Annotated in this window: 9 protein-coding genes; 4 read left to right on the top strand and 5 right to left on the bottom strand. The window is 49.2% G+C overall.

What is annotated here, in order from left to right:
* Nucleotides 1–43: 43 nt before the first annotated feature.
* From J7619_RS28370 to J7619_RS28360, 3 genes are all read left to right on the top strand, one after another.
* Nucleotides 44–907 (top strand): FkbM family methyltransferase, encoded by an 864-nt coding sequence (locus J7619_RS28370; protein ID WP_291207252.1) that lies wholly within the window; start codon nucleotides 44–46, stop codon nucleotides 905–907.
* 46 nt (nucleotides 908–953) lie between these two features.
* Entirely contained in the window at nucleotides 954–2,234 is a 1,281-nt protein-coding gene (gene metK / locus J7619_RS28365; protein ID WP_291207249.1) for a methionine adenosyltransferase, read from the top strand.
* A gap of 166 nt (nucleotides 2,235–2,400) precedes the next feature.
* Nucleotides 2,401–3,522: an acyl-CoA desaturase gene (locus J7619_RS28360; RefSeq protein WP_291207247.1), complete on the top strand. Its 1,122-nt coding sequence runs from the start codon at nucleotides 2,401–2,403 to the stop codon at nucleotides 3,520–3,522.
* On the opposite strand, the gene J7619_RS28355 is transcribed toward J7619_RS28360, so the two are convergent.
* The 5 genes from J7619_RS28355 to J7619_RS28335 are packed head-to-tail and all read right to left on the bottom strand — an operon-like array spanning nucleotide 3,523 to nucleotide 8,395.
* Nucleotides 3,523–3,723, bottom strand: a complete 201-nt coding sequence (locus tag J7619_RS28355) for a putative toxin-antitoxin system toxin component, PIN family (RefSeq protein WP_291207245.1) — start codon at nucleotides 3,721–3,723, stop codon at nucleotides 3,523–3,525. It lies immediately after the preceding gene.
* A gap of 17 nt (nucleotides 3,724–3,740) precedes the next feature.
* Nucleotides 3,741–3,935: a PIN domain-containing protein gene (locus J7619_RS28350; RefSeq protein WP_291207242.1), complete on the bottom strand. Its 195-nt coding sequence runs from the start codon at nucleotides 3,933–3,935 to the stop codon at nucleotides 3,741–3,743.
* Between the two features lie 3 nt (nucleotides 3,936–3,938).
* Nucleotides 3,939–4,154 carry a hypothetical protein gene (locus J7619_RS28345; protein WP_291207239.1) on the bottom strand — a complete coding sequence of 72 codons (216 nt, stop codon included), beginning with the start codon at nucleotides 4,152–4,154 and terminating at the stop codon, nucleotides 3,939–3,941.
* Nucleotides 4,155–4,211: 57 nt separating this feature from the next.
* Complete coding sequence (locus J7619_RS28340) at nucleotides 4,212–7,325, bottom strand: efflux RND transporter permease subunit (protein ID WP_291207236.1); 3,114 nt, start codon at nucleotides 7,323–7,325, stop codon at nucleotides 4,212–4,214.
* On the bottom strand, nucleotides 7,322–8,395 hold the full coding sequence (locus tag J7619_RS28335) for an efflux RND transporter periplasmic adaptor subunit (RefSeq protein ID WP_291207233.1): 1,074 nt from the start codon (nucleotides 8,393–8,395) through the stop codon (nucleotides 7,322–7,324). Before J7619_RS28335 ends, J7619_RS28340 begins: the two co-directional genes overlap by 4 nt.
* Nucleotides 8,396–8,636: 241 nt before the next feature.
* On the opposite strand from J7619_RS28335, the gene J7619_RS28330 reads away from it, so the two are divergent.
* On the top strand, nucleotides 8,637–14,696 hold the full coding sequence (locus tag J7619_RS28330) for an alpha-2-macroglobulin (protein WP_291207230.1): 6,060 nt from the start codon (nucleotides 8,637–8,639) through the stop codon (nucleotides 14,694–14,696).
* Nucleotide 14,697 lies beyond the last annotated feature (1 nt).

The following is a 14,697-nucleotide window of genomic DNA, read 5'->3' as shown; positions in this document are numbered from 1 at the left end:
GAAATACGTAGGTTTATATGTTCTACTATACCACTCACAATCAATGAATTCTCTGACCAAACTCGTCAAACAAACAATCAAGGACGTGAGTCGCCATGTAAATTTCACGCGATCCGTCAGTTTCAACAACAAACGCTTTAAAGTTCCGGTAATTCACAACATCGGGCTATCCAATTTCGCAATTGAGGATGACGACTGGTTTTTCCAGCTTGTCAAATCCATGCAAATGCCCGCAGGAAGCAGCTTCATCGATGTGGGGGTGAATGTCGGACAATCGCTGATAGCCTTTCGGAGCTACCGCGACAATCCCTATTATGGTTTTGAGCCCAGCCCGCATTGTGCCTTTTATCTCAACAAGCTTATTAAAATGAATGACCTGCGGGATGTCCATTTACTCCCGGTAGGGCTTTCTTCTTCCGCTGAAGTTTTGAAGTTCTACTGTAAAACCGGCGCAGACTCTTCGGCCACGATGATGGGCGACCTCCGCCCCGGCCATTATCGCCCCGAGGACGTCAGCTACGTCCCAGTATTTCCGTTCGACGATCTCAACCTGGACAATATCAGCGATATCTCCTTTATTAAAATCGATGTGGAAGGTGCCGAACTGGAAGTATTGACCGGATTGAAGAAAACATTGGAAAAACACAATCCGGTGATCACCTGCGAAGTGCTCGACTGCCACAAGGCCGCCGCAAACCTGCATGTATTGCAGGAGCGCGCCAACAGGCTGGTCGAACTAGTTAAAGGCCTGAACTACACCCTTTACAGGATCAGACCGGAAAAGGAGTTAAATTTTGACAAAATTGAGGAAATTATTCTTAAACAATACGATTCACAAAGTCAATATCTAAATGATTACTTATTTTTGCCATCGACTAGGAAAATAGAAGAACTTCTCATGAGGTAATTTTATCACACATTTAAACTTTTCTTTAACTTTTATTTCGTTTCCAATGCCATACTTATTCACCTCGGAGTCCGTATCTGAAGGACATCCTGACAAGGTAGCCGATCAAATATCAGATGCACTGATTGACAATTTTTTAGCATGGGATACCGACAGTAAGGTGGCCTGCGAAACACTGGTGACGACCGGACAGGTAGTTTTGGCCGGCGAGGTAAAAACCAACACTTACCTGGACGTTCAGAAGATCACCCGCGAAGTGATCAAGAGAATCGGTTACACGAAAAGTGAATACATGTTTGAAGCGAACTCTTGCGGTATCCTGTCAGCGATCCACGACCAGAGCGCGGATATCAACCAGGGTGTAGACCGTGCCGCGGCGGCCGAAGATTTCGAATCGAAGGCAAATGCTCAGGGGGCCGGTGACCAGGGTATGATGTTCGGATACGCGACCCGCGAGACTGCGAACTATATGCCGCTTGCACTCGACCTGGCGCATAAGATCCTGCAAGAGATGTCGTACATCCGCAACAACGAGCCTGCATTAATCCCTTATCTCCGTCCTGACGCGAAATCGCAGGTAACGATCGAATATAGCGATGATAACGTGCCACAACGTATCGATACGATCGTGGTTTCGACCCAGCACGACGACTTCGATACCGAAGAAGCGATGCTGGCGAAAATCAAAAGCGATATTATCAACATTGTAATCCCTCGTGTAAAAGCTAAGTTGACGCCTGAATTGCAGAAGCTGTTCACAGGCGACATTACGCACCACATCAACCCAACCGGTAAGTTTGTAATCGGTGGTCCTCATGGTGACACAGGTCTTACAGGCCGTAAAATCATCGTTGATACTTACGGTGGAAAAGGCGCACACGGTGGTGGTGCATTCTCCGGAAAAGATCCTTCCAAAGTGGACCGTTCCGCAGCATATGCGACACGTCACATCGCGAAAAACATGGTAGCTTCCGGTCTCTGCGACGAAGTGCTCGTTCAGGTTTCTTACGCGATCGGTGTGGCTGAGCCTTGCGGTTTGTATGTAAACACTTACGGAACTTCGAAAGTAGCCGACAACGACGGAGCAATCGCCCAGAAAATCGGTGAGATCTTCGACATGCGTCCTTACGCAGTGGAACAACGCCTGAAACTGCGTAACCCAATCTATTCCGAAACAGCGGCATACGGCCACATGGGACGCAAGAACGAAATCGTTAAGAAATCTTTCAGAGGCGCTAACGGCGAAGAAAAAGAAGTCGAAGTTGAACTCTTTACCTGGGAGAAACTTGATTTCGTGGATGCGATCAAAGCGAAATTCGCTCTTTAAACATCGATATATCCTCATTGGAAGGGCCGGCATGCAATGCTGGCCCTTTTGTTTTTCAGGTATCTGCCAAATTAAATTTCTCCAAATCGCTTTTGCCGGAATAATCAGGTGCATTGGAAATTAACATTGCCTGCCAACCAATAATACCCGTTCGAACCCGTTCCTAATGGGCCGCCCCAAAAAGTTTTACTCCTATCTGTCAGATATGCAATACCAGAAAATCAAATTCACCAATGCCGAAAAAAGTACCTTCTTCACCACGCTAAGGCATCGGGTAGACTATTACTTTTCCTCGAACGAACTTTGCAAGTCGGGTGGCGACCAGATCATCTACAAGGCGCTGTTCATGCTGAGCCTCTACATTGTACCTTACGCCCTGATCCTTTCGGATCGGTTCTCCACCCTGGCTATGGCCGTGCTGGCCGTAGTAATGGGCTTTGGTGTAGCGGGTGTCGGGATGTCCGTTATGCACGACGCTATTCACGGCTCGCTGGCCAAATCGAGCATTCTGAACAAAATATTCGGCACATCGATTTACCTGCTGGGAGGTAACGCCTACAACTGGGAAGTACAACACAACCGGTTGCATCACACCTACACCAACATCCACGATGTGGACGAGGACATTACCGGCAAGTTCCTCCTTCGGCTATCGTTTCAGGAGAAGCAAAAGTATATCCATCGGTTTCAGCATATTTATGCGTTCCTGCTGTACAGTCTCATGACCGTGTCGTTCCTCTGGAAGGATTTTAAAGAAATAGGAATTTTCAACAGAATGGCAAAGTCGGGTATGACGAAGCCGTTTCCCAGGAAAGAATTGATCCGCCTTGTCGCAACGAAGCTGGCCTATTTGTTCTTCATCTGCATTGTACCGCTCAGTTTCACCTCGCTCACGTTCTGGCAATGGCTGGCCGGGTTTTTCCTGATGCATGGCACCGCCGGAATGATATTGAGTACCATATTCCAAATGGCACACGTCGTAGAAGGTGCTGAACAGCCCGAACCCGACAATGCAGGCTGTATCGAAAACGCCTGGGCCGTTCACCAGCTTCAAACGACCTCCAATTTTGCCGGGAAGAACCGCATACTTTCATGGTTTATCGGCGGCCTCGACTACCAGATAGAACACCACCTTTTCCCCTCCATTTCTCACATCCACTACCACGCATTGTCACCCATTGTAAAAGCTACCGCACTGGAATTCGGGCTGGTTTACAACGCCAAAACCAATTTCGGCAACGCATTAAGCTCGCATGTAAGGATGCTAAAAAATATGGGAACGCGGTAATTAAGGGATGCTCTCTAAAATTTCGAGAAATTTCTCTGCCTTGATAACTTTGATTTTGGGAAAACTGATCGACGCAAGCACGTCGAAATGCTTGTCATTGCTCACCAGATAATCAGCCCCGCAAGCTACTGCACAATCCACAAACTTGTTATCGTCCCGATCCTGGCCGATTAATTGCCAGAAGTAAAACGGAGTAGTCAAATCTACGTTTGATAGGTTTAGTAATGAGAAAGTTGTATCTCCGTTCGCCCAATGCTTAACCTGCGTCCAATTTGCTCTTCGTACTCGGCCAATACCTCATTTGTCACGAAAAGATCATAACGCTTTCTAAGCAATGCCTGAAAGATCGGATGGTATTTTGAATGAGTGGGGAGCGATACGAGCAGGACGTTAGTGTCCAGGACAATTTTCATTCATTACTGGCTGGATTCGTTCAAAATATCTTCCATATCTTGTTGAGTCCAGCCATTCTTATCCCATGCCGCATCCGCCAATGAATTGAGCCGACCGGCGAAGTATGCGCCGATCAGCTCCTTAATATTTCTCAAATCCTCTTCACTAACCTGCCGCGCATACAATTGCAGCAGTTCCTGTTGAAGGTTTGTGAATTTAGTTTTCGGTCTCGCCTGCATGGTGAATGACTATTTATATTAAAATTAACAAACTTCGCCAGCATAGTCAACCAACACTCAAAAATGCGCCGGCTCCTCCAATTCACTATCTCTCGCCACACGCTCGATCATCTTCATTTTCTCGAAGTTCTTAGGCCGTGAGAAGAATGTGTAAATGGCCGGGATGACGTACAATGTCAGCACGAGCGAGAACAGCAGCCCTCCCATGATGACGATCCCCATGGACATCCGGCTACGACCGGCTGAGCCGAGCGCCATCGCGATAGGTAATGCACCGAGGACAGTCGCCAAACTGGTCATCAGGATGGGCCTGAAACGCATGGTCGCCGCTTCCAATGCCGCTTCCTGAATGCTTCGCCCCTGCTCGCGCAACTGGTTCGCGAATTCGACAATAAGGATACCATTCTTCGTCACCAACCCAATGAGCATGATCATCCCGATCTGGCTAAAAATATTAAGCGTTTGATCGAAAAACCAGAGTGAGAACACTGCCCCGCCGATCGCCAGCGGCACGGTAAACATAATGATGAACGGATCCACAAAACTTTCGAACTGGGCGGCCAGGATGAAGTAGATCAGTATCAACGCCAGGAAGAACGAGAACATCGTATTCGATGAGCTCTCCGCATAATCCCGGGAGGAACCGCTCAATGCCGTCTGGATCGTCTCGTCGTTCAATTTGTCGCGGATACGGTCCATCGCGGCAATACCATCGCCTACGGTCTTCCCGGGCGCGAGGGCGGCCTGCACGGTCGCGCTCATGTAGCGGTTGTAGTGGAAAAGCTGTGGTGGGCTGCTCTCTTCTTCCGCCTTCACGATGTTGTCCAGCTGCACCAGCTTGCCCGTATTGGTTTTGACAAACATACTCTTCAAATCCAGCGGTTCATCGCGGTTGGCGCGGTCGTATTGACCGATTACCTGGTACTGGCGGCCGTTCATGGTGAAATAGCCGAAGCGCTGCCCTGCAAATGCCAGTTGCATCGTCTGCGCCACATCCTGCACCGAAACGCCCAGCGACTTCGCTTTCTCGCGGTCAATCTTGATCTGGATTTCAGGCTTGCTAAATTTCAGGTTAACGTCCGTAATCGCGAAAGTGGGGTCTTCCGACACTTCCTCCATGAATTTGGGAAGGTACTCGCGCAATTTTTCAAAATCCGGGGCCTGGATCACATACTGGATAGGCAACCCGCCGCGCGAATCCACCGAGATCGTCTGCTGTTGCACCACAAACGACTTTGCATCGGGCATTTGTTTGAGTTTCTTGTTAATATAATCCGCGATCTCCTGCTGCGACTCCTTCCTCAATTTCTTGTCAACCAACGCAATACGACCACTGCCGGTATTGGCAGCGCCAAGACCTGAGTTTCCCGGCGACGTGATCAACATCAGTCCCTTTTTACCCGGCATCGAGTCCATCAGCATGTTGCCGACATCCTGCACATAACGGTCGGTAAACTCGAACGAAGAACCCTCCGGCGCTGTCATATTGATCCGGAACCAGTTACGGTCGTCCAACGGCGCCAGTTCCGATTGAAGATCCTTTCCAAAAAACCAGATCATCCCCAGCGTAATGGCTACCAGCGGTACAGCCACCCAACGCATTTTCAGGAATTTGGCCAATGCATTGCCGTAATCATTGGTGATTTTTTCAAAAAACGGCTCCGTTTTCTCGTAAAACCAGCTTTTCTTATGTGTCTTGCGCACCAGGTAGGCATTCAGCATCGGCGTGAGCGTCAGTGAAACGAATGCGGAAATCAGTACAGCGGCGGAAATAACGATACCGAATTCCCGGAATAGTTTTCCTACAAAACCTTCCATGAAAATCACCGGCAAAAACACCGACGCCAGCGTAATAGACGTGGATAAAACCGCAAATATGATCTCGTTAGAGCCCTTAATAGCCGCCTCGATCGGACTCATCCCCTGTTCGATCTTCTTGAAAATATTTTCCGTGACCACAATCCCGTCATCCACCACAAGCCCGGTCGCGAGCACGATCGCGAGCAATGTGAGCACGTTCACGGAAAAGCCCATAATGTACATAATGAAGAATGTACCAATGAGCGAAACCGGTATGTCAATGAGCGGACGGAACGCAATGAGCCAGTCGCGGAAGAAGAGATAAATGATGATCACGACGAGCACGATCGCGATCAGCAGCGTTTCTCCTACCTCCTCAATCGAGCGCTCCACGAAAATGGTATTGTCGATCAGCGTGTCCAGCTTGTAGTCTTTCGGAAGCTCCTTTTTGATGGCTTCCATCCGCTTGTTCACTTCCTCCGCGATATTGAGGTAGTTCGCTCCCGGCATCGGTGAAATCGCCAGACCGATCATCGGCACATTGTCAAGCCGCAGGATCGTTTCTTCATTCTCGGGCCCCAGCGTCGCGGAACCGATGTCTTTCAGGTGAATCGTCTGCGTAGCCGAATTTTTAATGATCATCTCATTAAAATCTTCTTCTGTACGGAAGCGGCCGATCGTCTTCACGGTCAGCTCTGTGTTATCACCGGCCAGTTTCCCGCTCGGCAATTCCACATTCTCCTTATCCAGCGCCGTTTTCACATCCTGGGTCGTAATGCCCAGCGAAGCCATTTTAACCGGGTCCATCCAGATCCGCATCGCATACTTCTTCTGTCCGAAAATGCGGATTTCGCTCACCCCTTCGATCGTCTGAAGGCGCTGGGCGATCACGTTTTCGGCATAGTCGCTCACCTCGAGGTGCGAGCGGGTATTACTTGTGAAAGTAAGTACGATAATGGGCTCGGAGTTGGCATCGGCTTTGCTTACCACCGGCGGGCCGTCGATATCGAGCGGCAGCGTCCGTGAGGCAGACCCTACCTTGTCGCGCACGTCGTTCGCGGCACGTTCCATATCCACTCCAATGTCGAATTCTACCGTGATCTGGCTAGTACCCTGGCTGCTCGTGGAGCTGATAGACTTAATCCCCTCGATACTGTTCAACTGCTTTTCGAGCGGTTCGGTGATCTGCGATTCAATGATATCGGCATTCGCGCCCGTGTAGCTGGTACGAATGGAAACCACCGGCGGGTCGATCGACGGGAATTCCCGCATTCCCAGGAACTTATAGCCCAGAAATCCGAATAATATGATCAGCAGGTTCATCACAATCGCGAGAACCGGCCTTTTGATAGAAAGGGTTGATATGCTCATAGGTTGACCTTCACGGCGGTGTTAGGTTTGATCGCGATGATCCCCGAGGTAATCAGCGAATCACCGGGCTGTAACCCGTCTATGATCTGAATCTTCTTGTCGGTTCGCAGGCCCGTCGTCACCATAGCCTCCTGTGCTTTGCCATCTTTCACGACAAACACTTTCTTACCCTTCAAAACCGGCACAATGGCCTCTGTCGGGATCATCATCGCGGAGCGGTTCGCATCGAGATCGGCCAGTACTTTCACAAACATTCCCGGTACAAACCGGCCTTCGGGGTTGTTGGCGAGTGCGCGTACGCGCAACGTGCGAAGGTTTTCATCCACTTTCGGGTCAATGGCCAAAATTCTGGCAGTGTAAGTCGACGGATCGCCGTCGAGGTTGAATTTGACCGAACTTCCCACCCGAATGCTAGGGCTGTATTTTTCAGGAACCGTGAAATCGATTTTTACCGGGTTGCTCTGCACAATGGTTACGATGGGCGTACCCGGAGCCAGGTATGCACCTTCGCTGATGAACTTCAACCCGATGCGTCCGCTGAAAGGAGCCCGGATCTCCGTCTTTTCCAACTGTGCTTCTATTACCTCCTTTTCGGCCTCTAAAACCCGGATATTATTGGAAGTAACATCATATTCTTCGAGGTTGATGGCCTCCACATTCAACAACTTCTTCTGCCGTGCTTCTATTTTTTTACTCAAATCCTGGTTATAAGCCACTTTCTGCAACTGTGCCTGCAACTCGCGGTCGTTGATCTTCGCGATGAGCTGTCCTTTGGCAACGTACGAACCTTCTTTGATATCGAGCTTCACCAGTCTGCCCGATATTTCGGACATCAGGTTCACTTCCTCGTTGGGAAGCACCGTGCCCGAGGCAAAAATCTGGTTTTCAATAGATTCCCTACCCACAATAAAAACATTCACCGGCACAGCACCGCCGGAGGACTTCGCATTCTTCCCCTCACCACCTTTTTTCGCATCGGAGCCTTTGCCTTCACCGGGTTTTGAAAAAATGAATAATTTTCCCAAAACCAGTGCGACGATGATCCCCGCCACCAACATGATCGTACGCATAGAGTTTACTTAAAAATAAAATTCGTTCAAGAAGAGTAGTAATTAGTTATATTTTGCAAAAACACTATTTAAAGATACTTCATATTGCAAAAAGAGGCAATGTAGATGTTTTATACTTCTGCAAGGCAAGCCTTTCACCGGTTGTTTGCTGAATGACGTTTTCCGGCTGCTCAATGCCGTTTTTGGCACTGCGACGTTTTATTATCTTTATCCATTCATCACAAACCAAATGATTCGCACGATGAAATTAACGTACACCTTCGGTTACTATCTGATCATCACCATTATTATATCATTAACTATGCACGCACACGGACAAGGCCCGGTCAAGAATTACAATACGGAATGGAAAAAGGTCGACGAATTAGTCGGCAAGGGGCTTGATAAGGATGCTCTGGAACAGATCAAAAGTATTTACCAGCTTGCAAAAAAAGAAAAGCAGGAAGCACAACTGATCAAGGCAACAGTGTATATGATCCATGTGCAAAACGAAAACCGGGAGCAGAACCTGGCGATGTCTATCGGCGAGCTGGAAAAGGAACAGAACGAAGTTACCGGGCCAGCCAAAGCCATTCTTACAAGCCTGATCGCAAATCAATACCTTAGCTATTACCATACCGTTCGCTGGCAACTGTACAACCGGACAACTACCACAAGTTTTGACAAGGCTGACGTTGCAACCTGGGGAATCGAAGATTTCGAACGAAAAATAGGCGATTTGTACCTTTTGTCGATCCACAACGAGGACCTGCTCAAAAAGACACCGCTCGAACCGTTCGATGCACTCATCATCAAGGGTAATGTTCGCAAACTCCGGCCTACGTTGTTCGATTTACTCGCATTCGAAGCATTGGAATACTTTTCTTCCAGCGCGCTTGATGTACCGATAGCCGCCTACTCCTTCGAAATCAATGCAGCCTCTGCATTCGACCCTGCCGCAGATTTTATACACAGAAAGTTCGAAAAGAGGGATTCATCCGCATTGGAATATCAGGCATTGCTGCTTTACCAAAAGCTGGTTGCGTTTCACCTTGAAGACCCCTCGCCGGATGCGCTGATCGACGTTGACCTGGCGCGGATTCAATATGTCCGGCAAAAATCGGTGCATCCCGATAAGGACAGCCTCTATTACATGGCCATTAACCATGTTGCAGAGCAATACCAGTCTATTCCAGCGGCCGCACAGGCGTGGTACCTGAAAGCTGCCTGGCTGCACGAGCGAGCGGATCGGTTTCAGGCTGGTAAGGATTCCACGGTGCGGTACGAAAATGTGCAAGCCGTTGCTATTTGTGAAAAAATTTCTTCCGAAAACCCTGATACCGAAGGAGGGATCAATGCTCATAACCTCCTGAACATGATCCGGCAAATGCAGCTCGGCGTGACATTAGAGAGGGTTAATGAGCCTCAAAAACCATTTCGGGCACTGCTGAACTTCAAAAACATTCCATTAATGCATTTCCGGCTCATCAAAGCCGACGCTGCAGCCATTGCAAATTATGAAAGGGATGATTACCAAAACAAATGGGAAGTACTTACCCGCACACCCGCCATGCGCACATGGACACAAGCGTTACCCGACACGCGCGATTATCAACAACATAGCACTGAAGTGAAGGTGGATGGCTTGGAAACAGGCGACTACATCCTACTGGCAGGTACGGATTCGGGTTTTAAAGATGGTACTACAATGATGGCAGCGAGGTTATTCCACGTTTCCAATTTGAGCTACGTACAAATGAGTGATCGCTATTTCGTGGTGAACAGGGATAACGGCCAGCCGGTAGTGGACGCCAGCGTCCAGATCTGGAAAAGAATGTACAATCCCAACTCCCGAAAAAATGAACTATCGAAGGGGGCATTACTCAAAACTAACGCCAATGGGCAGTTTCTGATCCCAAGAGATCCTAAACGCGACGACCGGTATGAATTGCTGCCGGAAATCATCCATAACAACGACCGCCTTTTTTTGCGCGAGACAAGGCAGGTTTATTCTGGTGCATTTGACAACAACTACGGTGAAAGTGATCCCGAAGACAAAGTTGACGAAGTTTATCTCTTCACCGACAGGGCTATTTATCGGCCGGGACAAGCCGTGTACTACAAAGGTATTGCGAGAAAAGGGACGCAGATATTGAAGGACCGCAAGTATGAAATCGAGGTGATGCTTGAAGATCCGAATGCGGAGGATATCCATACCACCACGCATAAAGTGAATGAATATGGCAGCTTTTCGGGCACTTTTCTACTGCCTCAGAACGGCTTAACCGGTGATTTTACGATTTCAACCAAATATTCTCAGGTCCGTTTCAAAGTTGAAGAATACAAACGACCGAAATTCGAAGTGGTGTTCGATACATTGAAAAACAACTACAAAGTCAATGACACGATCCGGATAAGCGGAACGGCGACTACGTATGCCGGAAATGCGATCAACGAGGCGCAGGTCAAATACCGGGTAATGCGCAAACCGCGCGTGATTTACGCTTGGTGGAAACGAATGCCTCCTATGCAGGGTCCCGCAGAAATAGCGCATGGTGAAACCACGACCGACGCATCGGGCAAATTCAAGGTCGATTTTACCGCCATTCCTGATCTTCGGTTGAGCCCGAATTCCGATCCGATATTCGACTATGCCATCCACGCGGATATTACCGACCTGAACGGAGAGACCAGAAGTAACGAGATCACGATTTCAGCGACTTACAAGTCATTTATCCTGAAATCGGATATTCCTCAAAAAACCAAAGCCACCGAATTCAAATCGCTGGCAGTCCGCTCGGAAAACCTGAGTGGTAGGCCGATTGCCACCGACGCGACCATCAGCTTTATCAGAATTACACCCGAAAACCGCCTCATCCGCGAGCGTTACTGGCCTCGCCCCGATGTTTTCGTAATGAACAAGGCCGAATATATCAAAGTATTCCCACACGATGAATATGACGCCGAAACAGATATGGAAAACTGGCAAAGCAGCGGCGCGCCGGTTGTTAAATCTGTAAAGCTGGGTCCCGAACCAACAATCCCGACTACCGACCTGAACCTTATGCCCGGTTTCTATAAAATCAGCATCCTGGCCAGGAATGCTGCCAATGAGGAAGTTTCGGACATTCGTTACATCCAACTGACCGCACCGCAAAAAGCATTGCCTTACCCGGCCTACCTATGGGTAGAAGGTACCAGTCCCATCGAACCCGGTCAGAAAACTACCCTTCAACTCGGTACTACGGCCGATCGTGTGTTCCTGATCCGGGATCTCGATAAGAAAGAAGAAGACACATTTTCATTTACCTCCCTTGACAAACAGATTGCGACGTTCGAATTCAAAGCAACTGAAAACGACCGGGGAGGCTATTTTGCACAATATCTGTTTGTCAAACACAACCGCATTCACAGGCACGTGGAGACTATCAGTGTACCGTGGACCAACAAGCAACTTAAAATCACATACGAAACGTTCCGCGATAAAACATTGCCGGGTAGCAAGGAAACTTGGAAAATCAATATCAGTGGATTGCAAAAGGAGCGGGTAGCATCCGAAATGCTTGGTAGCATGTACGACGCATCGCTCGATCAGCTTTATATGCACCAGTGGGACAAGCCGCAGATCTGGCATACGCAGCGGTTTTATCTTGACAAAAGCTCCGACCTCAATTTCAGCTTCTTTAGTGCCGAAGTTAAATATGGTGCTGGTATGGATTTCAAATCACTTAACAGAACATTCGACCAGCTGCAAAACCCGGGTAGAATTTCAATGCAGCTCGGCGGACGAGTGGCAGGCGTCACCATCCGGGGACAGGCGCGGGAACGAAAGACGGCCCTCGCAGGAGCAGCAGTACAAGTGTCTATGGCTGCCCCCTCCCCCGATGACGCTGCACTAAACGAAGTGGTGGTAGTTGGCTACGGCCAGTTAAGAAGGGCTCCTCAGCCTCCAAGTGCACCAAGTCCCCGCAGGAATTTCAACGAAACGGCCTTTTTCCTTCCAAATCTGAAAACCGACAGTGACGGGAATATTACTTTTTCCTTCACGCTGCCGGAGTCGCTTACGCGTTGGAAATTCCAGGCGCTCGCGCATACGAAGGATCTTGCATTCGGATATTCTTCGAAAGAGATCATTACCCAAAAGGAACTGATGGTGCAACCCAATGCTCCCCGCTTCCTGCGCGAAGGCGACCGGTTGAACTTTCCCGTCAAAATCGCCAACCTGACGGGCCGCGAACTGAAAGGCACCGCCACATTGCAACTTACCAATGCTGAAACGAACGAGACATTGGACGAGAAGTTCGGCAATCATTCGCCTGCCAAAGCATTTACAGTGGCGGCAAGGCAGAGTGATGTCGTATTTTTTGAAATACAAGTTGCGAAAGGATTTACCGGAGTGCTTACCTGGCGCGCTACCGCACAATCGGACGACCTTTCGGATGGCGAGGAGAATGTGCTTCCGGTATTGCCTAACCGAATGCTGGTAACAGAAAGTCTGCCCATTTTCTCGCGTGGCAATGGAGATCGGCTATTTACATTTGAAAAACTTAAAAAATCAGGAAGCTCTGCGACGCTGCAGCACCAGTCGCTTACCGTAGAATATACCAACAATCCTGCCTGGTACGCGGTACAGGCGCTGCCTTACCTGATGGAATATCCGTACGAATGTGCAGAACAGACATGGAGCCGGTATTATGCCAACACGCTCGCAGCGCATATTGTTCGCAGTTCGCCCCGCGTTGCGCAGGTATTCAGTCACTGGAAAACGCTCGATACAACCGCTCTTCAAAGTAATCTTTCCAAAAACCAGGAGTTGAAAGCATTGCTACTAGAAGAAACGCCGTGGGTACTGGCAGCCAAATCAGAAAACATCCAGAAACAAAACATTGCGTTGCTTTTTGATGTCGTAAAAATGAGCAACGAGCAGGCGCGTTCCATGCAGAAGCTGCGGGAAATGCAGAGCACGAACGGTGGCTTTCCGTGGTTCAAAGGCGGACCAGACGATCGGTACATAACCCAATACATCGTAACGAGCATCGGGCACTTGAAGAAGATCAATGCTTTCAGCCCGGAGCAGGAGCGGGAAGTAACATTGATTCTCGACAAAGCAATCCCATATCTTGATGCACGTTTGCAGGAAGATTACCGACAGCTTATCCGCGACAAAGCCGACCTTACAAAGTATATTCCGGGCCCGTATGACATACAGTATTTGTACATGCGCAGCTTTTTCCCATACAAAGGTATTCCCGCGACCACCAGTGATGCGTATCCGTTTTACTACCGCCGGGCAAAGGAAACCTGGATTTCCCATTCTAAAATGTTGCAAGGAATGATTGCGCTTGTACTACACCGTTCCAGCGATATTCATACGGCCAGTAGCATTCTCGAATCATTAAGCCAAAAGGCTATCCACAACGAAGAACTTGGCATGTACTGGAAAGAAGCCAACCGCAGCTGGTGGTGGCATGAAGCCCCTATCGAGCGCCAGGCGTTGCTTATCGAAGCGTTTGAAGAAGTCGGGAAAGACGCTTCCATCGTGAACGACCTCAAAACCTGGCTGCTCAAAAACAAGCAGACGAACAACTGGGAGAGCACCAAAGCAACTGCCGAGGCATGCTATGCGCTGCTGACGAAGGGCAATTACTGGCTTGCCGAAAGCCCGGCCACGACCATTCGATTGGGCGGAACCGAGATAAAGCCCAAAACCGATGCCACAGAAGCGGGAACAGGTTATTTCAAGCAAACGCTCAATGCAAGTGAGGTCAAACCCAGCCTGGCTGATATCAGGGTGTTGGTCCAGGCTCCGGCGAGCGCCGCCTCCCTGCCCGCCTGGGGCTCCGTTTACTGGCAATATTTCGAAGACCTCGACAAAATCACTTTCGCTGAAACGCCGCTAAAACTCTCGAAACAGCTTTTCGTGGAAACCAACACCGATTCAGGGCCCATGCTCACGCCCGTGCGTGAAGGTTCCGTGGTGAAAGTGGGCGACAAAATTAAAGTCCGTATCGAGCTGCGTGTCGACCGGGATATAGAATATGTGCATATGAAGGATATGCGGGCGTCGGGGCTCGAACCCGTGAACGTCCTGAGCGGCTACCGCTGGCAAGGCGGCCTCGGGTATTACGAAAGCACGCGCGATGCGAGTACCAATTTCTTCTTCAGCGCCTTGCGAAAAGGAACTTATGTGTTCGAATATCCACTTTTTATTACACACGAAGGCGATTTCAGCAATGGCATCACAACGATCCAATGCATGTACGCTCCGGAGTTCACAGCCCATAGCGAAGGCGTGAGATTAAAGGTATTACCCAACAAATAAC

This window comes from Dyadobacter sp., assembly GCF_017744695.1.
GTDB lineage: Bacteria > Bacteroidota > Bacteroidia > Cytophagales > Spirosomataceae > Dyadobacter.
The sequence above is the reverse complement of the archived record's forward strand: the minus strand, read 5'-3'. Positions and strand labels throughout refer to the sequence as shown.